This window comes from Shinella sp. GW835-FHT14H05 (assembly GCF_058793575.1).
The window spans coordinates 186,096-208,825 of the sequence record NZ_JBXAFY010000002.1 but is presented as its reverse complement, the minus strand read 5'-3'; the positions used below and the strand labels follow the sequence as shown (position 1 = coordinate 208,825).

The window sequence follows — 22,730 nt, the reverse complement described above, 5'->3', positions numbered from 1 at the left end:
TCCATGACGCCCCATTCCCTTTCGCCCGTTCCGGGCCTCGATGACGCTGAGATCGAAGATCGCGTCCTGCCGAAGATCCTGCTGAAACAGGCCGAGCGCTTCGGCTCCAGGCCCTTCCTCGACCTCGGCGGCGGGTCCGCGAGTTTCGAGCAGATGCTGGACCTGTCCACCCGGCTGGCAAACGGGTTGCGCAAGCTCGGCGTCGGGCGCGGCGACCGGGTGGCGATGCTGCTCCCCAGTTGCCTCGAACTCGTCGTGACGTGGTTTGCCGCCTCGCATCTCGGCGCAATCGAGGTGCCGAACAATCCGGGCCTCAAGGGCGATTTCCTCTGCCACAACCTCAACAATTGCGGTGCCGAGGTGCTCGTCGTCGATGCCGATGTGCTGCCCGAACTGGCGATCGTCCAGGACAGGCTGCCCGACGTGCGCACGCTCATACTGGTCGGCGCCGATCCCGCGATGGCGCGCGCGGTGGGGGTGAAGATCGACCGCATCGTGCGCTTCGAGGACTGCCTGGCGTCGCCCGCGATCCTCGACTTCGCGCCCGTCCACTATTCCGATCCCATGGCGATCCTCTACACGTCAGGCACGACCGGCCCGGCAAAGGGTGCGCTGATGTCGCATCATCATTGTTATTCCTGGGCGGCAGCCATGGCGGCGAACCTTGGATACACCACCGACGACAGCTATTTCTCCGCCTTGCCGCTCTTCCACACCGATGCACAGATGTTCGGCGTCTACCTGCCGCTAATCTACGGCACGAAGGCGACGCTTGCCGACAGTTTCAGCGCCTCGCGCTTCTGGGGCCAGGTCCGAGACAGCGGAGCGACGGCGACCAACCTGCTCGGCGCCATGGCCGTCATCTTGATGCGCGCACCACCGTCCGACAGCGATAGCGACAACCCCGTGCGGGTCTGCCAGTGCATTCCCATGGTGCCGGACCAGCAGGCTTTCGAGCGCCGCTTCGGCATGCGGCTCGTCACCGGCTACGGCCAGACGGAAACCAGTTTCGTGACGCTCGACACCGTCGATGACACCCGGCCCGGCTCCTGCGGCAAGCCGCATCCCGATTGGGAGGTCGCCGTCTTCGATGACAAGGACCGGCCGCTGCCGCCCGGCACGATCGGCGAGATCGTCTCGCGCCCGAAGAAGAGCTGGAGTATGTTCTCCGGTTATTACCGCGCCGAGGCCAAGACCGTGCAGACGCTTCGAAACCTCTGGTATCATTCCGGTGACGCCGGCGTGATGGATGAGGACGGCTGGCTCTATTTCAAGCACCGGCTGAACGAGGCGATCCGGCGGCGCGGCGAAAACATTTCCGCCTATGAGGTGGAGACGCTGGCCGAGCAGCACCCCGACATCGTAGAAAGCGCCGCCTTCGGCATCCCGTCCGAATTCACCGAGGAAGACATCATGGTGGTGGCGCTGCGCCGCGCTGGCTCGACGCTGGCGCCCGCCGACCTGCTGGAGCATTTCCGCGAGAAGGCGCCACGCCACATGGTGCCGCGCTACATCGAGATCACCGATGCGCCGCTGCCGCGAACGCCAACCGAAAAGGTGGCCCGAAGCGTTCTGCGTCAACGTGGCCTCAGTGAGGCGACCTTCGACCGCGGCACGCGCTAGCCCCGTATTTTTCGATTTGAAAGCAAGGACCGGAGGGAGCGCGCGGAAAGGTTCACTTATCGTCATCGGACAAACAGGTTCGAGGTAAGAGACGATGCGTGAAATCATCCGCTTTGCATGGGGGATCAGCTCCCTGGGCGACTTCGTTGTCGCCATGTCCGACAAGGGCCTTGTCGCCCTGGAATTCAGTTCGCATCGCGCCGCGACGGAGGATGCGTTGCGCAGCCGCTTTCCCGATGCCGAGCTGGAGCACCACCAAGCGGAGCTTGCCGGCGTGGTCGATGCCGCTGCCGGCCTGATAGACGATCCGGCAACCGGCAGCGACCTTCCGCTCGACCTGCGCGGAACGCCCTACGAGGTGCAGGTCTGGCAGATGCTCCGCGACATCCCCGCCGGCGAGACGACGAACTACGGCGTGCTGGCGGCAAGATTGGGCACGCGCGATGCGCGGGACGTGACGGTGGCGATCGCCAGCAATCCGCTGGCGATCGTCGTTCCCTGTCACCGCGTCATCAAGAAGGACGGCTCGATCTCCGGCTATCGCTGGGGCGTCCAGCGCAAGCGTGCGCTTTTGGCGCGCGAGCAGCGGGCTCACGGACTTGGGCTCGAACCGCGGTCAGCGGGCAGGTGAGCCGGGACGGACTTGTCGCGGTTACAATCTGGCCGGTCGCCTTCGCGCCGCCGCATGGTTTATGATCCTGCGGTACGCCATCCGCAATTGGGGCCGCCGGGAATGCCTGCCGATCTTCATCATCTCCTGATCGTCTACACCGCCTATGTGATCGCCGCCGGCAGTCCCGGTCCGAGCAACATGCGCATCATGGGCGTCGCCATGCACCAGGGCAGACGGGCAGCGCTCCTGCTTGCCGCCGGCGTCGTCAGCGGCTCGATCTTCTGGGGCATGATGGCTGCGACGGGTATTTCCGCCATCCTGACCCGCTATGCCGAAGCCCTGTTCGTGCTCAAGATCTTTGGCGGCCTCTATCTGCTCTATCTCGCCTACAAGGCGTGCCGGGCGGCGCTCACCTCCGATGACCAGGCAAGGGAAGCGATGTCGAAGGACGCTGCGCTCTCCGGCGCCTCGCTCTACAGGCGCGGCCTGCTGATGCATCTCACCAATCCGAAATCGATCCTTGCCTGGATCGCGCTGATGACACTCGGGCTTGGCCCCGGCGCCTCAACGCACACGCTCGTCGCCATCCTAGGTGGCTGCGCGGTGCTGAGCGTCACCATCTTCTGCGGCTACGCCATCGTTTTCTCGACGGCACCCATGGTGCGCCTCTATCGCCGGGCACGGCGTGGGATCGAGGGGACCCTCGCGGTATTCTTCGGCCTTGCCGGCCTGCGGCTGCTGGTGTCGCGGGTTTAGGAAGACTGCTTACCCGACGGGGTGCGAAGATGTTCCATCAGCGCACGCGCCGTGGGGTCAAGCTCCTCCTCCGCCCGAAAACACAAGAGCAGCCGGCGTCTCGCCCAGGCGTCGGAGAGCCGCACGGAGGTGATCGGCATGGTGCGCCGGCAGCGGCGCGCGGCGGTTTCGGGCAGGATCGAGATGCCGGCGCCCTCCGCCACCATCCGGCAGACGCCTTCGAAGGTGCGCAGGCGCACGCGCGGGCGCAGCCGGTGGCCGGATTGCGTGGCGTGCCCATCGACATGGTCCTGAAGCGCGCCCGCAAAGCCGATGTAATCCTCGCCGAGGATCTGGCCGAAGGCGACCTGCTTTTCCGCTGACATCGGGTGGTCGCGCGGGAGCACCACGACGAGCTGGTCCGTCGCGAAGGGCAGGGCGGTGAGCGCCTCCGTCTCGACCGCATCGGAGACGATGCCGATCTCCGCCAGCCCATGATCCAATGCCTTGACGATCTCGGTGCTCGGCCGTTCCGCAAGCTCGATATCGGCCTTGGGATGGTCCGCCAGCCAGGAGCCGAGCCGGTCGGGCAGGAATTCGGTGATCGCCGCTGTGTTGGCGAGCAGTCGCACGGTGGAGCGGATGCTGCGCGCATGTTCGGATAGCTCCGCCTGCATGGCGCCGACATTGCGCAGGATCAGGCGGGCATGATGCGCCAGTGCCTCCCCGGCGCGGGTCGGCGTCACGCCGCGCCGCGTGCGCACGAAGAGCGCGAGGCCGCCCGAGGCCTCCATGTCGCGCAGCCGCTCGCTTGCCGCGGTGATGGAGAGGTTGGCCGAGCGCGCGCCATGCGTGAGGCTGCCGGCATTGAAGACGGCGAGGAACAGGCGGAGGTCTGCAAGATCGAAGCGCATTGCGGGAGGATAACACGCCACCAGCTTTCGGAAAGACCGAAGGCTGGTGGCGTATATTCCCGATTGCCGCCGGCCCCGCCGGGCGCTCTTAATCGCGGCATGGAACAGAGCGAAACCACATTTCTGATCATCGCCGCCGCCTTCTTCGTCGCCGGGCTCGTCAAGGGCGTCACGGGCATGGGCCTGCCCACGGTGGCGATGGGCATTCTGGGCGGGCTGCTCTCGCCGCTGACCGCCGCGGCCCTACTGCTCATCCCCTCGCTGGTCACCAATGTCTGGCAGCTTCTGGCAGGCCAGCATCTCAAGGCGCTTCTGCTGCGGCTCTGGCCCATGCTGGCCGCAATCTCCCTCGGCACGCTGGCGGGCTCGTTCCTGCTGGCGAGCGGCGAGACCGGCCGCACGACGGTGGCGCTCGGGCTGACGCTTGCCGTCTATTCCGTCTATACGCTGCTGGCCCGCCAGCACCGGGTGCCGCCCGGTTGGCAGGCCTGGGCGTCGCCTCTCGTCGGCCTGGCGACCGGCCTGTTCACCGGCGCGACGGGTGTCTTCGTCATTCCCGCCGTACCCTATCTGCAGGCGCTGGGGCTGGAGCGCGACGAACTGGTGCAGGCGCTCGGCCTGTCGTTCACGGTCTCGACCATCGCGCTCGGCCTGGCGCTTTTGCTGCACGGAACGCTGCCGATGGCGGACGTGAAGGCCTCGACGCTCGCCATCGTGCCGGCACTCGCCGGCATGTTCGCCGGCCAGGCGCTGCGCACGCGCATCAGCCCGCCGTCCTTCCGGCGCGGTTTCCTTGTCTGCATGCTCGGCCTCGGGCTGGAGATGGCACTTCGACCGCTGCTCTTCCCGTGAGGTAACCCCCGGAACTGTTCCCGCCTCTTGCCGGTCTGCGGCCGGCACCCCTCCCTTGAAACGGCGTATCCAGCGCTATCTACAGATGCGCCGGCACGAAAATCCCCGCCGGCGGCGACCCGACCCTCAACGGCAGGACCCCTTCGTCCGCAAAGGCGAAGGCGGCACGATCCGGCCATTTTCAACCCGACAGGAGAACCGGCATGAGCGGCAACATCGCGGAAAACATGGAAGTCATCGGCGCCGACGGCGTGCATGTGGGCATGGTCGATCGCGTCGAGGCCACCCGCATCAAGCTGAAGAAGGCCGACAGTTTCGGCAAGCACGAGGGCCATCACCACTATATCGAACTGGGCTTCGTCGCCGATGTCGAGGGCGACAAGGTGCGCCTTTCCGCCAATGCGGATGTGGCCGTGACCTTGGAGGAGGAAGAATCCGGCCGCCCGGTCGATCTCTAGACGAACAGCGGGGCCGGCTTGCCGGCCCTTTTGCTGCCCTGCGGAATCTTGCCGGGAAGACCTGGATTTTCGATGGCACGGCGCAGCGAGACCCGCTACGTTCCGACAGACAGGTTCTGCCGAACGGATCGAGTATGAATGCAGTCTTGCCTTCCGTGGTCCCCCAGCCGGTCGCAGCGCGGCTGTCGCGTGCGGCCATCTTCCTCGTCGTGACGCTAACGCCCGGCCGCCCGGCGGAAACGGCGGCGCGCGCGCTGTGCGCCGATCTTTCCGGCCTGCTGCGCGCGGTCGGGTTTCGGGATCTCGAAGGCGGGCTTTCCTGCGTGCTCGGCATCGGCTCGGCGGCCTGGGACCGGCTCTTTGCCGCACCCCGTCCGAAGGACCTGCACCCCTTCCGCGAGATCCGCGGCCGCCACCATGCCGTCTCCACGCCCGGCGACCTCCTGTTCCATATCCGCGCCACGCGCATGGACCTCTGCTTCGAGCTCGCGACCCAGATCATGGCGCGGCTGACTGGCCTGGTGTCCACGACCGACGAGGTGCACGGCTTCAGCTATTTCGACGACCGCGACCTGATCGGCTTCGTCGACGGCACGGAAAACCCGGTCGACCAGGCTGCGGTCGACGCGACGATCATCGGCGACGAGGATGCCGATTTTGCCGGCGGCAGCTATGTCATCGTGCAGAAATACCTGCATGACCTGCCCGCCTGGAACCGCCTGCCGGTCTCCGACCAGGAGAAGATCATCGGCCGTGAAAAACTCTCCGACATCGAACTCGACGATGCCGTCAAGCCGAGCTACGCCCACAATGCGCTCACGAGCATCGAGGAAAACGGCGAGCCGCTGGAAATCCTGCGTGACAACATGCCCTTCGGCGATGTCGGCAAGGGCGAGTTCGGCACCTATTTCATCGGCTATGCGCGCTCGCCGCGCCGTATCGAGATGATGCTGGAGAACATGTTCGTCGGCCGCCCGCCCGGCAATTACGACCGGCTGCTCGATTTCAGCCGCGCTGTGACCGGCACGCTGTTCTTCGTCCCCGCCGCGTCCTTCCTCGATGCGGTTTCGCCCGATGTACCCGACACGACCGCCCCCGCGGACCAACCGCAGCCGAAGCGCCACGACGGCTCGCTCGGCATAGGCTCTCTCAGGAAAGAGGCTTCTCATGAATAACCTGCACCGCGACCTGGCCCCGATTTCCGAGGCCGCCTGGGCCGAGATCGAGGAAGAGGCGAAGCGCACGCTGAAGCGGAATCTCGCCGCACGCCGCGTCGTCGACATGGTCGGTCCCTCGGGGCTCGGGCTCTCCGCCGTCGGCACCGGCCATGTCGCGCCGATCGCGCCGCCGGCCGAAGGCGTGCAATCGCTGCGGCGAGAGGTGAAGGCGCTGGTCGAGCTTCGGGTTCCCTTCACGCTGTCGCGCGGCGCCATCGACGACGTCGAGCGTGGTTCGCGCGATTCCGATTGGGAGCCGGTGAAGCAGGCAATGCGAAAGATAGCCTTCGCCGAGGATCGCGCGGTGTTCGACGGTTATGCCGCCGCCGATATCGACGGCATCCGCCAGGCCGCGAGCAACCCCGCCATTTCGCTGCCGGCCAGCGCCAAGCGCTATTCCGATGCGGTGGCGCGGGCGGTCGGCCAGCTACGGCTCGCCGGGGTCGAGGGGCCTTATGCGCTGGTGCTGGGTGCGGATGCCTATATGGCGGCAAGCGGTGGCAGCGACGATGGTTATCCGGTCTTCCACCATCTCGAACGCGTGGTGGATGGCAGCATCATCTGGGCACCGGCGATCGAGGGCGGCCTCGTGCTGTCCTTGCGCGGTGGGGATTTCGAGCTGACCGTCGGGCAGGATTTTTCCATCGGCTATCTCAGCCATTCCGCCACCACCGTCGATCTCTACGTGCAGGAAAGTTTCACCTTCCGCACGCTGACCACCGAGGCTGCCGTGGCGCTTTCGCCGGAATAACCGGCGCCCGGATCACGAGAGGACATCGCATGGCGGCAAGAGGCGACCACCACATCGTCATCATCGGCGCGGGTTTTGGCGGGCTGGAGGCGGCGCGCAACCTGGCCAAGGGGCCGGTCCGCATCACCGTCATCGATCGCCGCAACCATCACCTGTTCCAGCCCTTGCTCTACCAGGCGGCAACGGCGTCGCTGGCGCTGTCGGAGATCGCCTGGCCGATCCGCTCGCTGCTGCGGGGCTACGACAATGTGACGACGCTGCTCGGCAGCGTCACCGGTGTGGACGCGGCGGGCAAGGCGGTGCTGCTGGAGGACGGGCGGTCTATCCCCTACGACACGCTGATCCTCGCTACCGGCGCGCGCCACGCCTATTTCGGCCATGACGAATGGGAGCCGCATGCGCCCGGCCTGAAGACGCTGGAAGACGCGACGACGATCCGCCGCCGCATCCTCTCCGCCTTCGAGCGGGCGGAATGGCAGGAGGATGTGGCCGAGCGCCGCCGCCTGCTGACCTTCGCCGTCATCGGCGCCGGCCCGACGGGCGTGGAACTCGCCGGCACCATCGCCGAACTGGCGCACGAAACGCTACGCCGCGATTTCCGCAATATCGACACGTGCGAGGCCCGCGTGGTGCTGGTCGAAGCGGGGCCGCGCATTCTCGCGGGCTTCACCGAGGACCTTTCGGCCTATGCCGAACGCGCGCTGACCCGCCTCGGTGTCGAGGTGCGCACGGGCCATGCGGTGTCGCAATGCGATGCCGCGGGCATCACGCTCGGCGACGAGGTTCTGCCGGCCGCGACCATTCTCTGGGCGGCGGGCGTCGCCGCATCGCCGGCTGCCGAATGGCTGCAGGTTCCCGCGGACCGGGCCGGGCGCGTGCTCGTCGCCCCCGACCTCACGGTGCCCGGCTTCCCGGATATCTTCGCGGTCGGCGACACCGCCCATGTGCCGATGGGCGAGGGCAAGATCGTTCCCGGCATTGCGCCTGCGGCCAAGCAGGAGGGGCGCTATGTGGCCGGCGTCATCAAGGCCCGGCTCGACGGCAAGCCCGTGCCAAAACCCTTCGCCTATCGCAACGACGGCAATCTCGCGACGATCGGCAAGCGGGCTGCCATCGTCGATCTCGGCTGGATCAAGCTGAAGGGCCGGCTCGCCTGGTGGACCTGGGGCATCGCCCATGTCTACTTCCTGATCGGCCTGCGCAACCGGCTGACCGTCGCGCTCAGCTGGCTGTGGATCTACTCGACCGGCCAGCGCAGCGCCCGCCTGATCACGCAGGCAAGCGCCGAGGATAGCCGCAGCGGCTAATCCGTTTTATCGGAAAGGTGAAGCAAATGGCGGAAAGAATTGTCAAAATACCGGGTCCCGATCACCCGATTTCCATCGAGCGCATCGCGGCACGCGTCGTCGTGCGCGCGGCGGGCCAAGTGATCGGCAGCTCGCCAAAGGCGCTGCGCCTGCACGAAGCGACATATCCAGCGGTCGTCTACATGCCCCGCTCAGACATGGACATGACGCTGCTCGAACGGACGGAGCATAAGAGCTATTGCCCGTACAAGGGCGAGGCGAGCTATTTCAGCATTCAGCTCAGCGGCGGCACCAATGCGGCCTGGAGCTACGAAACACCGTATCCGTCCGTCGCGGAAATCGAGGGCCATATCGCCTTCTACGCCGACCGGGTGGAAATCGACGAGGTGCAGGACATCGAAGGATGAGGCCGGTATCCTAGCCTTCTGGCCTGACGCCGGCATCGCTTGACTTTGCTTGGGCTTGCATGATCGAACAGTAGGGGTTGCTCAACAAGCGCGGGCGAGGGGGATTGAAAAGCATGGTGGCCGCATTCCCTCAGCTTCTGCGGTGCAAGGCGATCCTTGTCGCGATGGCCCTGCTGTTTGCCGGTCCGGCGCTCGCGCAGGACGTTGCGGCGCCGCCCGTCGACAAGCTGCGCGAGATTTCGCGCCTGCTTTCCGATCCCGCGGTGGCCACCTGGCTCAACAGTGCCGAGGCCGGTCCGGGCAAGGCCGAGGATATCGCTCCCGGCGGCTCCGAATCCATGATGATGGAGACGGGCTACGTCGCCGAAAAGCTGGGCATGATCCAAAACCGGATCGATACCGCCATGCAGGGTAGCATGGAGCTTGGCCCCGGCGCGCACACTGCCATGACGCGGCTTGAGGCCGAAGTCACCAGCCGTGGGCCGCTGCGCCTGTTCTTCCAGCTCCTCCTCGTGCCCGTCCTTGCCATCGGCTTCGAGCGATTGTTCAACCGCTTGTCGGCCCAGCACTGGCGCCGCCAGGCGGCGGAGCCGCAGGTCGATCCGGTAGGCGTGGTGCCGATCGGCCTGCATGCCTGCGGGCAGGCCATCTGCTTCGCCGTCGGCGCGCTGCTGCCGCTCGCCATCGTCGCCTGGCCGCCGCTGTTGCAGCGCACTGCGCTTATCCTGGCGATCGCCGCCATCATCGTCCGCTTCGGCGGCCTCATCGGCGCCTATATCGTCTGGCTGATCGAACAGCCGACAGACCGTGCGGCCGAAACGCCACCGGCCGAGTCGGTCGTCGTGCCGGAAGGCACGGTGGCCGTGGAAGCGGCGCCCGCCGTCGTTTCCGAACCGGTCGTTGACATTGTGCCCGCTGATGATCTCCAACCCTCCGCAAACATCACGCCGGAACGGGTCCGCTACTGGCTCTCGCGGTTCCTGCGCGCCCTGCGCTTTTTCGTCATCGGCTGGATCGTGCTGGAAATGATGCGGGTGTTCGGCTTTTCCAAAGGCTCGATGCTGCTCGTGATGTTCGCCTTCGATTTCGGCCTCTTCGCCATTGCCATCGAAGCGATCTGGTCGCGTCCGCGCCGCCGTGAGCAAACCGACACCGCCCGCAAGATATGGTCGTGGCTCGCAACCGTGGCGGTGATCCTGCTGCTGGTCGTGTGGCTCGCGGGGCTGCACCTGCTCTTTGCGGCCGGCGTGGTAGCACTCCTCCTGCCGCCACTCCTGCGGCTGACGACGGCGGTCGTCGCGCGCCTCCATGGCGGCACCGAGACCAGGCGTCCCACCAGCATGCATTTCGTCATCGGCGAACGCGGCATGCGCGCCATCGTCATCATCCTGTCCGCCTGGTGGATCGCCGCCGTCGCGGGCGTCGATGCCGCCGGCATGATGGGGGCCGGCGACACGCTGGTCAGCCGCGTCGCCCATGCCGCCACCCAGGCGATCGCCGTGCTGCTGATCGCCGATATCGCCTGGCAGTTCCTGAAGGCCGAGATCGCCGTGCGCATGGCCGACAATCCGGCGGATCGCCGCCTCACCGACGATGAGCGCGGCCGCAATGCCCGCATCCGCACGCTGCTGCCGATCCTGCGCAACATCCTCGCCATTACGCTCGCCGCCGTCGCCGTCATGATGGTGCTGACGAGCCTCGGCGTCGATATCGGCCCGCTGATCGCCGGTGCCGGCGTTGCCGGCGTTGCCATCGGCTTCGGCGCGCAGACCATCGTCAAGGACCTGATCTCGGGCATCTTCTACCTGTGGGACGACGCCTTCCGCATCGGCGAATATATCGAGACCGGCAAATACAAGGGCGTGGTCGAGAGCTTCTCGCTGCGCTCGGTGAAGCTGCGCCACCACCGCGGCCCACTCACCACGGTGCCCTTCGGCGAGCTCGGCGCGGTGCAGAACATGAGCCGCGACTGGTCGGTCATCAAGTTCAACCTCTCCGTGACCTACGACACGGACCTCGAAAAGCTGCGCAAGGTCATCAAGCGCATCGGCACGGAGACGGCGGAAAAGCCCGAATACAAGGACATCCTGCTCGAACCGCTGAAGATGAAAGGCGTGTCCGATTTCGGCGAATATGCCATCGTCGTGCGCGTCGGCTTCACCACGAAGCCGGGCGAGCAATTCATGATCCGCCGCGAGATCATGAACCGCATCAAGCTCGATTTCAAAGCCAACGGCATCCAGTTCGCCTCTCCGACCGTGCATGTCGGCGGCGGCAGCGGCGATGCCCAGGCCGATGCGGCGGCCGCTGAAGCCCACTATCGCCAACGCCAGCAAGCGCAGACCGCCGCAAACGAAGCGGCGGCGGGCTGAGCAGGCACCCCGCGGAGGGTCTCAGACCGCCCGCAACGGCACGGACGCCTCCGCACGGACCACGGATTCCGCTGCCTCGATGATGGCGTCGGTGTCGATGCCGAAATGGGCGTAGAGGTCGGCGATCGTGCCGGTCTGGCCGAAATGTTCGACGCCGAGCGAGATCGTGCGGTGGCCCTCCACGGAGCCCAGCCAGCCGAGCGTCGCCGGATGGCCGTCCGTGGCCGTGATGAGGCTTGCGGGGCGCGGCACGGCGGAAAGCAGCGTCTCGATGTGGCTGCGGGCGCCAAAATCGCCGTGGCGGCGGGCGCGTTGTGCGGCCGTCCAGCCGGCATTCAGCCGGTCGGCGGAGGTGACCGCGAGCACGGCGATATCGCCATGTGCCTCGGCGAGCCGCCCGGCGGCCATCAGCACTTCCGGCGCGATGCAGCCCTGGTAGGCGAGCACGATGCGGGTGCGAGCCGATGGCGGGCGCAGCCAATAGGCGCCGTCGATCACGCCCTGGCGGAAGGCCGGGTCCTCGCGCCGGAGCGCGATCTGCTCCAGCGGCCGCGTCGTCAGGCGCAGATAGACCGAGCCGCCGGTCTCGTCGCGAAGCCAGGTGCGCGTGTCATGCCCGCCGTCGCCCTCGCGCTGCATATAGTCGAAGGACCAGTCCATGATGATGGACAGCTCGTCGAGATAGGCGGGCTCGAAGCTCGCCAGCCCATCCTGGCTTATGCCGATCAACTGCGAGCCGATCGACTGGTGCGCCCCACCCTCCGGCGCCAGCGTCACGCCCGACGGGGTGCCGACGATCATGAAGCGGGCATCCTGGTAGCAGGCATAGTTCAGCGCATCGAGGCCGCGCGCCACGAAGGGATCGTAGACCGTGCCGATCGGCAGCAGGCGTTCGCCGAACAGCGAATGCGACAGGCCGGCCGCCCCCAGCAGCAGGAACAGGTTCATTTCGGCGATGCCGAGTTCAATATGCTGGCCGGCGGGGCCGAACTCCCATTTCTGCGCCGAAGGCACGCGCTCGTCGCGGAACGTATCCGCCAGCTTCTCGCGGGCGAAAAGGCCGCGGCGGTTGACCCAGGGGCCGAGGTTTGTCGAGACGGTGACGTCGGGCGCCGTGGTGACGATGCGGGCCGACAGGGCATCGTTGCGCTGGGCGAGCGCATCGAGGATCTTGCCGAAGCCGGCCTGCGTCGACAGTTCCCGGTCGTCGAGGAAGACCGGGCCGGACGAGGGCAGCGCCGGTGACGTGAAGCGCCGCGTGCCGTCCACAAAGAAGGGCACGGTCTTCAGAAGCTCGCGCACCGGCTTGGGCGAGGGGATCGCGCCGAACATCTGCCATTCAGCGCCGGGTTTCACACCGATGCGGCTCTGGAAGGTCTCCATCTGCGCCTTGGTCATCAGGCCGGCATGGTTGTCCTTGTGGCCGGCGAGCGGCGTGCCCCAGCCCTTGATCGTATAGGCGAGGAAGACCGTCGGGCGGTCGTGGTCTATGTTTTCGAAGGTGCGGATCAGCGTTTCCAGGCAATGGCCGCCGAGATTGTTCATGAGGTCGGAAAGCTGATCGTCGCTGCGCGCCGCCAGCAGCGCGGCCACACCGGGCTTGGTGCCGATCTCGTCGGTCAGCCGCTTGCGCCAGGCCGCGCCGCCCTGGAAGGTCAGCGCCGAATAGAGCTGGTTCGGACATTGGTCGATCCAGCCGCGCAAGGAAACGCCGCCCGGCTCCTCGAACGCCGCCTCTTGAAGCGCGCCGTATTTCAGCACCTTCACATCCCAGCCGAAGGCCGTGAAAATGCCCTCGATGCGCTGCCACAGCCCCTCGCGCACGACGCCGTCGAGGCTCTGGCGGTTATAGTCGATCACCCACCAGGTGTTGCGCAGGTCGTGTTTCCAGCCTTCCTGCAGGCATTCGTAGATATTGCCCTCGTCGAGCTCCGCATCGCCGACCAGCGCGATCATCCGGCCCGTCGGGCGCTCCGACCATTGTTTGGCGGCGATATAGTCCTGCACGATCGAGGCGAAGGCGGTAATCGCCACGCCGAGGCCGACGGAGCCGGTGGAGAAATCCACGTCGTCGATATCCTTGGTGCGGCTCGGATAGGATTGCGCGCCGCCGAAACCGCGGAAATTCTCAAGCTTTTCCCGGGTCTGGTTGCCCATCAGATACTGGATGGCGTGGAAGACGGGCGACGCGTGCGGCTTGACCGCCACGCGGTCTTCCGGTCGGAGCACATGGAAATAGAGCGCCGTCATGATCGCGGCGAGCGAGGCCGAGGAGGCCTGGTGCCCGCCGACCTTCACCTCGCCCTTTTCGCGCAGGTGATTGGCATTGTGGATCATCCAGCAGGCATGCCACAGAACCTGTCGTTCCAGGTCCTTCAGGCAGGCCAGCCGTGCTGGCGTCAGGGCCGGCGCATTCATCGTCATCTCTCTCCCGTGATCTCCCGATAGACCGGAATGCTACACCGGAATTTCGGGGAAAAGTGATCTCAGTTGACCGCGTGAAGAGAAATTGCGAAAGATTTATCCGATAATTCCTCCATCATCGGTCAATCATGCCTCCCTCGAAACCCGCGCTCGATTCCGCCTCCATCCGCATCCTCGACCTCTTGCAGCAGAATGCCGAGATGAGCATTTCGGAGCTGGCGGAGGCGACGGGCCTGTCGGCCTCGCCCTGCTGGCGGCGCGTCAACGATCTCAAGGAAAGCGGTGTCATCAAGGGCTCGGTGGCGCTGGTCGATGCGCAGGCGCTGGGGCTCGCCGTCAATGTCTTCGTGCAGGTCTCGCTGAAGCAGCAGGACCGGGAATCGCTCGACGTCTTCAACGCCGCGATCCGCACCAAGCCGGAGATCGTCGAGTGTTACCTGATGACCGGGGAGGCGGACTACATGCTGCGGGTGGTGGTCGAGGACCTGATGAAGTTCCAGGCGTTGGTGGTCGATTTTCTTACCCGCATTCCCGGCGTCGCCAATATCCGCTCCAGCTTCGCGCTCGGCCAGATCAAGTACACCACAGCGCTGCCGACCGGCCATCTGAAGGCCGGCCGCGGGGGGTGAGGGCGACCGTCACGCCTTGGCGGAAATGGCGCTCAGTTCTTCGAGGTCGAGGTCGCGTTCCAATTCGTGCAGCGTCTCGTCGTCGATCTCGCCGGCGCGGTGGAGGCGGATGAGTTCGCGGCGGCCGGTGGCGACGGCTTCGAGCACCAGGTCGAAATGGGCATGGAGCACCGGCGTGTAGTCTTCCGTGCGCTCGGCATAGTCGACGATCGATGTCGCCCGGCGCTGGTAGCGCTCCAGCAATTGCGGGTGAACGAGATTGCCGTCTCCGTCATAAGCCCGGCTGCGCACAACCACGAACTGTGCCTGCGCCATGGCCGCCTCGGTCTGGCTCATGGTGAGCCGCGGCCTTTCCGAGGCCGGCTCGCTGAGCTTCGCCCAGGCGATCACCTTGCCCAGGGTCGTGCCCTGGATCAGCACGGTTCCGAGGATGACGGCGAAGGACGTGACCAGAATGAAATCGCGGCCCGGAAAGCCTTCCGGCACGGAGAGTGCCAGCGCCAGCGTCACCACGCCGCGCACACCCGCCCAGCCCAGGACGGTGGAACCGCGGGCGCCGAGCGGTTTGTAGCGATCGATCCCCAGCATGTTGCACAGCCTGATCACATAGTCAGAGCCGAACACCCAGGCGAAGCGCGCGAGCGTCAGCGCGATGAGGATGACGAGGATCGGCAATCCCATGGTGGCGACCACGACGTCGATGCCGCCGCCGCGTTCCACGACGCCGCGCAGCGACAGGCCGATCAGGATGAAGACCGCGGCCTCCATCAGGAAGACCAGCACGGTCCAGAAGGAGGTGCCGCGCATGCGGGTGGCGGCGGAAAAGACAGTGTGCTGGTGCCAGCCAGCGATGAGGCCGGTGGTCACGGTGGCGATGACGCCCGAGACATGGAAGAATTCGCCAAGCAGGTAGGATGTCCAGGAGAGCAGCGCCGTGGCAGCGATGATCAGGTAGTCGTCTTCAAGGCGGCGCACGAGCAGCACCCAGACTGTGCCAATCGCGATGCCGACCAGCGCACCGCCGATCGCCAGAACGAAGAAGCTTCCGACCGCATCCACCGTGCTGAAGGCGCCGGTGACGGCGGCGGCGATGGTGAAGCGGAAGAGCACGAGGCCGCTCGCATCGTTGAACAGGCTTTCGCCTTCGAGCAGGATCTGCAGGCGCCGCGGCAGTTTTACCTGTTGTAGCACGGCGCGGGCGGAGACCGCATCGGGCGGAGAGACGATCGCGCCGAGCGCCGCGCAGGCGGCCCAGGGCAGCGACGGGAACAGCAGATGCGTGACCACGGCCACGACGACGCAGGTGAAGACCACGGCGCCGACGGCAAGCGACGCGATGCCGATCATGTGGCGGCGCAGGCGGCCGAGCGCGATGAACCAGGCGCCGTCCATCAACAGCGGCGGCAGGAAGATGATGAGAACGAGCTCCGGATCGACTTCGATGGTGGGCAGGCCCGGCGCGAAGGCCAGTAACGCGCCGCCCGCGAGCAGCGCCACGGAGGGCGGCAGCCCGAGCCGGTGGGCCGCATAGTGCAGCACGATGATCGCCAGGAACATCCCGATCACGAGTTCGAACAAATGTGTAGGATCCATGCGCTTCTGTCCCGAACGGCTTTATTACCGTCGGCTTCATTACAAAGCGCATTCCGCCGAAAGGCAATTGCCCTCCGGCGGAAAATCCCGTGTCGCCAATGGCATGGCCCCTAACGCCGGAGCGCATCAATCCGAAAGCGTGGTGGCTGCCTTTTCGATCAGTTCGGCGACCGCTGCCGGCTGCGACATGAAGACGGCATGGCTCGCCTTCACCTCGACCGGCTCGCTGCCGGCGCGCTTGGCCATGTCGCGCATCAGGTCGGGGTGGATGGCGCGGTCGTCGGTGGCGATCAGCGCCCAGCTCTTGCGGCTCTTCCAGGCCGGCGCCGTGATTCTGGTCTCGAACGCCGCCTTGGCGGGGTAGACCTGCGAATGGGCCATGAAGCGGGCTTCGTCCGCCGGGATGTCTGCCGCGAAATCGGCGGCGAAGGCGGCCGGGTCGAGGAAGAGATAGTCGTCCTTCGTTGCCATGATGGCCTTGGTCGCGGCCGGCGTCTTGGCGGCGAGGTCGAGCAGGGTTTCGCCCGCATCCGGCTGGAACGCCGCGACATAGACGAGGCCCGCGACATTGTCGGCGGTGCCCGCCTCGGTGACGATCATGCCACCATAGCTGTGGCCGACGAGCACAGACGGCCCGTCCTGCTGGTCGAGGATGCGCTTCGTCGCGGCGACGTCGTCTTCCAGCGAGGTCATCGGCGGCTGGACAACGGTGACCTTGAAGCCCTTCGCCGTCAGCCGGTCGAAAACCTTGCGCCAGCCGGAACCATCGGCGAGCGCACCATGCACGATCACGACGTTCCTGACGGGTTCCGCGAACGCCTGCCCGACAGAGCCGAGCGCAATGCTTGCCAAAGCGGCCAGCAGAATGGATGTCTTGCGCATTTCAAAAGTCCTTTCCTTGGGTTGGTGGGATCGTTCCCTGGGGTTGGCGTCTTGCCTCAAGGAAGCGACGCTTCTCGTTTTGGAAGACGAACGCCACCGCTAGCTGCCGTGGCGGCAGCGTCAAGCGTTCGTCTTCAATGGGGTTTGTGGGTCGGGCCGGCGGTCAGCCGTCCTTGTAGTAGTAGCTGTAGCCGTTCAGCGCCGGGGCGCCGCCGAGATGGGCGTAGAGCACTTTCGAGCCCTCGGGGAAGAAGCCTTTCTGCGCGAGGTCGATCATGCCCTGCATGGACTTGCCCTCGTAGACCGGGTCGGTGATCATCGCCTCGGTACGGGCGGCAAGCCGGATCGCCGCATTGGTCTCTTCCGATGGCACGCCATAGGCGGGATAGGCATAATCGGGATTGATGACGATCTCGTCCTCGCGGATCGCCCGGCCGAGGCCGACCAGTTCGGCCGTGGCATCGACGATGCCGCGCACCTGCGCGCGGGTCTGGTCGAGCGTGCCGGAGGCATCGATGCCGATTATCCGGTCGGCGCGGTCCTGCGCGGCGAAGCCGACGATCATGCCGCCCTGGGTCGAGCCCGTGACGACGCAGACGACGATGTAATCGAAGGTGAAGCCGAGTTCCTTCTCCTGCGCCGCGACCTCCTCGGCGAAGCCGACATAACCGAGCGCGCCGTATTTGTGCACCGAGGCACCGGCCGGGATCGGATAGGGCTTGCCGCCGGCGTCCTTCACCGACTGGATGGCGTCTTCCCAGCTCTTGCGAATGCCGATGTCGAAACCGTCGTCGACCAGCCGGCTGTCCGCCCCCATCAGCCGCGTCATCAGGATATTGCCGACGCGGTCGTAGACGGCATCGTAATGTGGCACCCATTTTTCCTGGATGACCACGCATTTCATGCCGATCTTCGCTGCGGTGGCGGCCACCATGCGCGTGTGGTTCGACTGCACGCCGCCGATCGAGACCAGCGTATCAGCGCCAGAGGCGATGGCGTCCGGCACGATATATTCGAGCTTCCGCAGCTTGTTGCCGCCCATGGCGAGGCCCGAATTGCAGTCGTCCCGCTTGGCATAGATCTGGACCTTGCCGCCGATTGCGGCCGACAGCCGCGGCAGATGCTCGATCGGCGTCGGGCCGAAGGTGAGCGGGTAGCGTTCGAATTTTTCGAGCAGTGACATGGTGTCCTCCGTTTCGATTTTGCCAAGGAAAGATGGCAGAAACCGTGTGGAAGGTGCTCTCTATTTTTGTGGCTATTTTTCCAAAGAGTCGATAGATTTGTGCGATAGTGATTTAATTCTTCGGATCGAGTGATAAAAAATGAAAGATTCTTCCACCGAGAGTTTTGACAGGATAGACCTCAAGATCCTGCGCGCCCTGCAATCCGAGGGCCGGCTTTCCAATGCCGATCTGGCCGAGCGCGTGAATGCCAGCCCGGCCACCTGCCACAGGCGCACGCAGCGGCTGTTCGAGGAGGGCTACATCACCGGTGTGCGGGCCGAAGTGGCGCCGGCGGCGGTCGGTCTCGGCGCGCTCGTCATGGTCGGCGTGGTGCTCGATCGCTCGACGCCGGAGAGCTTTGCCGCCTTCGAGGGCGCGGTGATGGCGATGAAGGAAGTGCTCGACTGCAACCTGGTTGCCGGCGATTTCGATTATCTCCTGAAAATCCGCGTGCGCGACATGGCGGATTTCAACAAGCTGCATGGCCAGAAGCTGATCGCGCTGCCCGGCGTGCGCCAGACGCGAACCTTCTTCGTCATGAAGGAAGTGAAGGAGAATGCACGTCTGCCGTTTTGATAGGAATTGACTATCAAGCCATCGTGACAGTCGCCTTGATCCACGTTCTCGTGTCGATAATACATGAGTCATGACAACGACTTTTATCGGCAAGAAATCCTCCGCAGCCGGCGGCTGGGGAGCGTTGAAGAGTTGCGGCAAAAGGCTTCTGGAGAGCGGTATGCCGATCTCCGGCGCGCGCACCCTGCTGAAGGCCAACCAGCCGGACGGTTTTGATTGCCCGGGCTGCGCCTGGGGCGATCCCGAACACGGCTCCTCCTTCGAATTCTGCGAAAACGGCGTGAAGGCCGTCGCCTGGGAAGCGACGGAGAAGCGTGCTTCGCCGGTGTTCTTCGCCGCCCACACCGTTTCGGAACTGCGTCGACTGACGGATTACGAGCTGGAGCTCAATGGCCGCCTGACGCATCCGATGCGCTACGACGCCGCCAGCGACCGCTATCTGCCGGTCGCCTGGGAGGATGCTTTCGCCGAAATCGGCGGCATCCTGAAGGGCCTCGACAATCCCGACCGCGCGGAATTCTACACCTCCGGCCGCGCGAGCAACGAGGCGGCCTATCTCTACCAGCTTTTCGTTCGCGCCTATGGCACCAACAATTTTCCGGACTGCTCGAACATGTGCCATGAGGCGAGCGGTGTCGGGCTGCGCCAGGCGATCGGCGTCGGCAAGGGCACGGTGCTGCTGGAGGATTTCGAGGAGGCGGATGCGGTCTTCGTGATCGGTCAGAACCCCGGCACAAACCATCCGCGCATGCTGGGTGACCTGCGCCGGGCTGCGATGCGCGGCGCCCGCATCGTCGTGTTCAATCCCATCCGCGAGCGCGGCCTGGAGCGCTTCTCCGATCCGCAGGACAAGATCGAGATGCTGCGCGGCGGCGCGACGGACATTGCCAGCCACTATTTCCAGCCGCAGCTCGGCGGCGACATGGCGGCCGTGCGCGGCATGGCGAAGGTGGTGTTCGCCGCCGAGGACGCGGCGGTGGCCGCCGGTCTGCCCAGCGTGCTCGACCACGCCTTCCTGGCCGAACATTGCGCTGGTCTTGCCGACTACCGCGCCGCCGTTGAGGCGACGGGCTGGGCCGAGATCGAAGACCAGTCCGGCCTGACGCGCGCCGAGATCGAGCGCGCCGCCGAGGTCTATATCAAGGCCGAGCGGGTCATCTGCACCTGGGCGATGGGGGTGACGCAGCACCTGCATTCCGTCGCGACGATCCGCGAGATCGCCAATTTCATGTTCCTGCGCGGCAATATCGGCCGGCCCGGCGCCGGCCTCTGCCCGGTGCGCGGCCATTCCAACGTGCAGGGCGACCGCACCGTCGGCATCAACGAGAAGCCCTCGCAAGCCTTCCTCGATGCGCTGGAAAAGCACTTCGGCTTCGCTGTGCCGCGCAAGCACGGGCACAATGTGCTCTCGGCGATCGGCGCCATGCTGGACGGCTCGGCAAAGGCCTTCATCGGCCTCGGCGGCAATTTCGCCCGCGCCACGCCGGATAGCGCGCTCGTCGAAAAGGCGCTGAGCGGCCTGAAGCTGACAGTGCATGTCGCGACCAAGCCCAACCATTCGCATCTGATGCCGGGCGAGGTCTCCTTCATCCTGCCCTGCCTCGGCCGCACCGAGATGGACCTCAACGCTGCGGGCAATTCGCAGCTCATCAGCGTCGAGGATTCGATGAGCATGGTGCATGGCTCGGCCGGCATCAACCGTCCGGCCTCGCCGCATCTCAAGTCCGAAGTCGCCATTATCGCCGGCATCGCGCGGGCGACGGTGGGCGAGGGCACGATCGACTGGACGGCGCTCGCCGAGGACTACGACCGCATCCGCGACGCCATCGAGGCGACCATTCCGGGCTTCGAGGATTTCAACAGGCGCCTGCGCAAGCCGCGCGGCTTCCACCTGCGCAACACCGCCGCCCACCGCGAATGGGATACGCCGGCGGCGAAGGCGACCTTCTTCTCCGGCCCGCTGCCGGAAGAGACCGTGCACCAGAAGGCGCGCAAGGGCGGCGGGCGCTTCGCGTTGCAGACTTTCCGCTCGCACGACCAGTACAATACGACGGTCTACGGTCTCGACGACCGTTATCGTGGCGTCTATGGCGAACGCCAGGTCATCTTCATCCACCCGGAAGACCTGAAGGCCATGGGATCGGCGGCAGGCGACCGCATCGATGTCGTCGGCGACCATGACGACGGTATCGCGCGTATCGCACCGGATTTCCGCTTCGTGCCCTACGACATTCCGCGCGGCAGCATCGCCGGCTATTATCCGGAACTCAACGTGCTGGTGCCGCTCGGCAGCGCCGGCGAGGAAAGCGACACGCCGACCTCCAAGTCGATCATGGTGACCTTCCGCAAGCGCGAGGCGGCGTGACCGGCACGGTGCCGGATGCCGAGCGCTTCCTGGCGCTCGTCGCCCGGCTGCAAGCGGAGGACGCGCAACTGAGCGCGATCCAGGCGGGACTTCTTGCCGCCGCGTCGCTCGGCATCGCGCATGACAGCCGCACCTTCGCCCGCCATCTCGGGCTCGCCCATGCGCTCGTGCTACGAGAGCTGAATGCGCTTGCCGAGCGCGGCGACCGGCTTTCCATCGAGAAGCGCGACGCCCGCACGATGCGCACGCACTACGTCCTGTCCGGAAAACTCTGACGGCAGCGCGCCGGTTGACAAAAGCGCCGCTGCTGGCTTGTGTGGCGGTGCCGCGTCATGACCTCAGGATTTTCCATGAACCTTTCCGAATATTGCAGCCATGACGCGACCGGTCTTGCCGATCTGGTGAAGCGCCGGGAGATTTCCGCCCGCGAGCTGACTGCGCTTGCGCGCGCGGCACACGAAAAGGTCGATCCTGAAATCAATGCCGTCGTCGAGTTCTACGCCGATGCGGAAGACGTGAGCGGTCCGAACGAGGGCGCCTTCGCCGGCGTGCCGTTCCTGCGCAAGGACATCGGCTCCAAGGAGGCCGGGCGCTTGCAGGAATGCGGCAGCCGGCTGATGAAGGGCAATGTCGCGACGTTCGACAGCTACTACACCACCCGCGCCAAGGCCGCCGGCCTGCGCTTCGTCGGCCGCAGCGCCGTGCCGGAATTCGCCTTTGCCGGCTTCACCGAGACCCTGCTGGAAGGCGTTACGGGCAATCCCTGGAACCTCACTCGCTCGGCCGGCGGTTCCTCCGGCGGTGCGGCCTCGGCGGTCGCTGCCGGCGTCGTGCCGATCGCGCACGCCTCCGACGGCGGCGGCTCGATCCGCATTCCGGCGGGCTGGTGCGGGCTGGTCGGGCTCAATCCCTCGCGTGGCCGCGTTTCCGGCGGCCCCGGCGGTCAGGATTCGCTCTTCGGCCTCGCCCGCGAATTCGTCGTCTGCCGCACGGTGCGCGACATGGCCGCGGCGCTCGACGTGTTTTCCGGCCCGGAGCCGGGCGATCCCTTCATCATCCGCCAGCCGGAGCGCCCCTATGTCGAGGAACTGGGCCGGCCGACCGGCAAGCTCCGCGTCGGCCTCGCGCGCACCGCCTGGGGCAGGGTGCCGATTGCGCCGGACGTGCTGGCCGTGCTCGACGAAACGGCAGCCCTTCTTGCCGAGATGGGCCACGAGATCGAGGAAATCGGCGCACCCGCAGACCCGCAGGACATCATGGTCGGCGTCATGGGCGGCTTCAATCTCGGCCTTGCCGAAATGCCGGACTTCGCCCGCCTGCTCGGAAAGCCGCTCGACGCCACGACGGTGGAGCCGGTGATCCTGAAGCTGATGGAGCAGACCCTCGCCATGTCCCCGGCGGCGATCGTCAACGTCTTCGAGGTCCTGCGCAAGATCCGCCATGACGTGGCGGTGGCCACGCAGCGCTTCGATATCCTGCTGACCCCGACGACGCCGGTCACGGCGCCGGAGCACGGCCTGTTCTCGACGACGCGCGAGGACCTGACGGCGGAGGCGTTTTCCGAGGGCGATACGACGCTCTTCACCTTCCTCGGCACTTTCAACGCCACCGGCCAGCCCTCCGTCAGCCTGCCGCTCGGCCTCGACCGCACCGGCATGCCGATCGGCATCCAGGTCGTCGGCTGTTTTGCAGACGAGGCGACCTTGGTGCGCGTCGCCCGCGACCTTGAGGTGGCCCGCCCGTGGAGCGCGCTGCGGGCGCCGGTGCATGCCGGCAGCTAGCGGGAGGT

Annotated in this window: 20 protein-coding genes; 15 read left to right on the top strand and 5 right to left on the bottom strand. The window is 66.0% G+C overall.

Going from position 1 to position 22,730, the window contains the following annotated elements:
* Positions 1-3 precede the first annotated feature (3 nt).
* The 3 genes from AC1Q6Z_RS08385 (at position 4) to AC1Q6Z_RS08375 (ending at position 2,992) form a co-directional block, all read left to right on the top strand.
* Positions 4-1,623, top strand: a complete 1,620-nt coding sequence (locus AC1Q6Z_RS08385) for an AMP-binding protein (RefSeq protein ID WP_492647423.1) — start codon at positions 4-6, stop codon at positions 1,621-1,623.
* 94 nt (positions 1,624-1,717) lie between these two features.
* A complete protein-coding gene (locus AC1Q6Z_RS08380; RefSeq protein WP_492647422.1) occupies positions 1,718-2,254 on the top strand; it encodes a methylated-DNA--[protein]-cysteine S-methyltransferase in 537 nt (178 codons plus the stop codon).
* 102 nt (positions 2,255-2,356) lie between these two features.
* Positions 2,357-2,992: a LysE family translocator gene (locus AC1Q6Z_RS08375; RefSeq protein ID WP_492647421.1), complete on the top strand. Its 636-nt coding sequence runs from the start codon at positions 2,357-2,359 to the stop codon at positions 2,990-2,992.
* Here the strand turns inward: AC1Q6Z_RS08375 and AC1Q6Z_RS08370 are convergent.
* A complete protein-coding gene (locus AC1Q6Z_RS08370; RefSeq protein ID WP_492647420.1) occupies positions 2,989-3,885 on the bottom strand; it encodes a LysR substrate-binding domain-containing protein in 897 nt (298 codons plus the stop codon). The genes AC1Q6Z_RS08375 and AC1Q6Z_RS08370 overlap by 4 nt on opposite strands.
* A gap of 99 nt (positions 3,886-3,984) precedes the next feature.
* On the opposite strand from AC1Q6Z_RS08370, the gene AC1Q6Z_RS08365 reads away from it, so the two are divergent.
* The 7 genes from AC1Q6Z_RS08365 to AC1Q6Z_RS08335 all read left to right on the top strand — a co-directional run bounded on the left by AC1Q6Z_RS08365 (position 3,985) and on the right by AC1Q6Z_RS08335 (position 11,249).
* On the top strand, positions 3,985-4,737 hold the full coding sequence (locus AC1Q6Z_RS08365; protein ID WP_492647419.1) for a sulfite exporter TauE/SafE family protein: 753 nt from the start codon (positions 3,985-3,987) through the stop codon (positions 4,735-4,737).
* A gap of 203 nt (positions 4,738-4,940) precedes the next feature.
* Positions 4,941-5,195, top strand: coding sequence for a DUF2171 domain-containing protein (locus AC1Q6Z_RS08360; protein WP_492647418.1), 255 nt, complete (start codon positions 4,941-4,943; stop codon positions 5,193-5,195).
* 134 nt (positions 5,196-5,329) lie between these two features.
* Complete coding sequence (locus AC1Q6Z_RS08355) at positions 5,330-6,370, top strand: Dyp-type peroxidase (protein WP_492647417.1); 1,041 nt, start codon at positions 5,330-5,332, stop codon at positions 6,368-6,370.
* Positions 6,363-7,163, top strand: a complete 801-nt coding sequence (locus AC1Q6Z_RS08350; RefSeq protein ID WP_492647416.1) for a family 1 encapsulin nanocompartment shell protein — start codon at positions 6,363-6,365, stop codon at positions 7,161-7,163. Before AC1Q6Z_RS08355 ends, AC1Q6Z_RS08350 begins: the two co-directional genes overlap by 8 nt.
* 29 nt (positions 7,164-7,192) lie before the next feature.
* A complete protein-coding gene (locus tag AC1Q6Z_RS08345; protein ID WP_492647415.1) occupies positions 7,193-8,470 on the top strand; it encodes an NAD(P)/FAD-dependent oxidoreductase in 1,278 nt (425 codons plus the stop codon).
* A 26-nt stretch (positions 8,471-8,496) separates the two neighbouring features.
* The gene (locus tag AC1Q6Z_RS08340) at positions 8,497-8,877 is read left to right on the top strand and encodes a DUF427 domain-containing protein (RefSeq protein WP_492647414.1); all 381 of its coding nucleotides are present in this window, start codon (positions 8,497-8,499) and stop codon (positions 8,875-8,877) included.
* 113 nt (positions 8,878-8,990) lie between these two features.
* Positions 8,991-11,249, top strand: a complete 2,259-nt coding sequence (locus AC1Q6Z_RS08335; RefSeq protein ID WP_492647413.1) for a mechanosensitive ion channel family protein — start codon at positions 8,991-8,993, stop codon at positions 11,247-11,249.
* Between the two features lie 21 nt (positions 11,250-11,270).
* On the opposite strand, the gene AC1Q6Z_RS08330 is transcribed toward AC1Q6Z_RS08335, so the two are convergent.
* Positions 11,271-13,673 (bottom strand): thiamine pyrophosphate-binding protein, encoded by a 2,403-nt coding sequence (locus AC1Q6Z_RS08330; RefSeq protein ID WP_492647412.1) that lies wholly within the window; start codon positions 13,671-13,673, stop codon positions 11,271-11,273.
* A 128-nt stretch (positions 13,674-13,801) separates the two neighbouring features.
* Here AC1Q6Z_RS08330 and AC1Q6Z_RS08325 point away from each other — a divergent pair, with 128 nt between their 5' ends.
* A complete protein-coding gene (locus AC1Q6Z_RS08325; RefSeq protein WP_435264853.1) occupies positions 13,802-14,302 on the top strand; it encodes an Lrp/AsnC family transcriptional regulator in 501 nt (166 codons plus the stop codon).
* A 9-nt stretch (positions 14,303-14,311) separates the two neighbouring features.
* Here AC1Q6Z_RS08325 and AC1Q6Z_RS08320 read toward each other — a convergent pair whose 3' ends face one another.
* The 3 genes from AC1Q6Z_RS08320 to AC1Q6Z_RS08310 all read right to left on the bottom strand — a co-directional run bounded on the left by AC1Q6Z_RS08320 (position 14,312) and on the right by AC1Q6Z_RS08310 (position 17,960).
* The gene (locus tag AC1Q6Z_RS08320; RefSeq protein WP_492647411.1) at positions 14,312-15,895 is read right to left on the bottom strand and encodes a Na+/H+ antiporter; all 1,584 of its coding nucleotides are present in this window, start codon (positions 15,893-15,895) and stop codon (positions 14,312-14,314) included.
* Positions 15,896-16,021: 126 nt separating this feature from the next.
* On the bottom strand, positions 16,022-16,777 hold the full coding sequence (locus AC1Q6Z_RS08315; RefSeq protein ID WP_492647410.1) for an alpha/beta fold hydrolase: 756 nt from the start codon (positions 16,775-16,777) through the stop codon (positions 16,022-16,024).
* Between the two features lie 163 nt (positions 16,778-16,940).
* Positions 16,941-17,960 carry a 1-aminocyclopropane-1-carboxylate deaminase gene (locus tag AC1Q6Z_RS08310; RefSeq protein WP_439615242.1) on the bottom strand — a complete coding sequence of 340 codons (1,020 nt, stop codon included), beginning with the start codon at positions 17,958-17,960 and terminating at the stop codon, positions 16,941-16,943.
* A 139-nt stretch (positions 17,961-18,099) separates the two neighbouring features.
* Between AC1Q6Z_RS08310 and AC1Q6Z_RS08305 the strand changes: the two genes are divergently transcribed.
* From AC1Q6Z_RS08305 to AC1Q6Z_RS08290, 4 genes are all read left to right on the top strand, one after another.
* On the top strand, positions 18,100-18,576 hold the full coding sequence (locus AC1Q6Z_RS08305) for an Lrp/AsnC family transcriptional regulator (RefSeq protein WP_492647409.1): 477 nt from the start codon (positions 18,100-18,102) through the stop codon (positions 18,574-18,576).
* Between the two features lie 70 nt (positions 18,577-18,646).
* Positions 18,647-20,941 (top strand): FdhF/YdeP family oxidoreductase, encoded by a 2,295-nt coding sequence (locus AC1Q6Z_RS08300; RefSeq protein WP_439615240.1) that lies wholly within the window; start codon positions 18,647-18,649, stop codon positions 20,939-20,941.
* The gene (locus AC1Q6Z_RS08295) at positions 20,938-21,216 is read left to right on the top strand and encodes a hypothetical protein (RefSeq protein ID WP_439615239.1); all 279 of its coding nucleotides are present in this window, start codon (positions 20,938-20,940) and stop codon (positions 21,214-21,216) included. Before AC1Q6Z_RS08300 ends, AC1Q6Z_RS08295 begins: the two co-directional genes overlap by 4 nt.
* A gap of 75 nt (positions 21,217-21,291) precedes the next feature.
* Positions 21,292-22,722, top strand: a complete 1,431-nt coding sequence (locus tag AC1Q6Z_RS08290) for an amidase (RefSeq protein ID WP_492647408.1) — start codon at positions 21,292-21,294, stop codon at positions 22,720-22,722.
* The last annotated feature ends 8 nt before the right edge of the window (positions 22,723-22,730 follow it).